Annotated in this window: 1 protein-coding gene; it reads right to left on the reverse strand. The window is 65.0% G+C overall.

What is annotated here, in order from left to right:
* Positions 1-402, reverse strand: a 402-nt coding sequence (locus SJI00_RS22415; protein ID WP_322463865.1) for an Ig-like domain-containing protein, incomplete at its 3' end; no start/stop codon positions are given.
* Positions 403-414 lie beyond the last annotated feature (12 nt).

Here is a 414-nt window from a genome sequence, read left to right on the forward strand (position 1 = left end):
AGTTGGAATCGAGCTCTGGTTAGCGGCATCGATAGCGACTGCGTCGATGGTTTCGCCGTTGGCTTGTGGCGGTTGCAGCGTGAGGGTGAACGAGCCGTCTGCGGCGGCGATGGCGCTGCCTAGCAAGGTGCCGTCAGCCCCTCGGGCTTCAACGCGGTTTCCAGGCGTGGCAATGCCGCTCAATTCCGAGCCATCGGCGTTCAGCGTCAACCCGGTCGGGCTGACAGGCGCAGGGGTGGCCGGTACGGTGAAGTCGAAGCCAGCCGAAGTGTTACCGGCGGCATCGGTCTGGATCAGGTTGATGGTTTCGCCAGCGATGACGGCCGAATCGAGCGACAGCACGAAGGTGCCGTTGGCCGCGACGACCCCAGCGCCAATGACGGTGCCGTTTGCATCGCGCACCTCGACCGCCGC

The sequence above is a fragment of the Pseudomonas gebzensis genome, assembly GCF_034427815.1.
Classification (GTDB): Bacteria; Pseudomonadota; Gammaproteobacteria; order Pseudomonadales; family Pseudomonadaceae; genus Aquipseudomonas.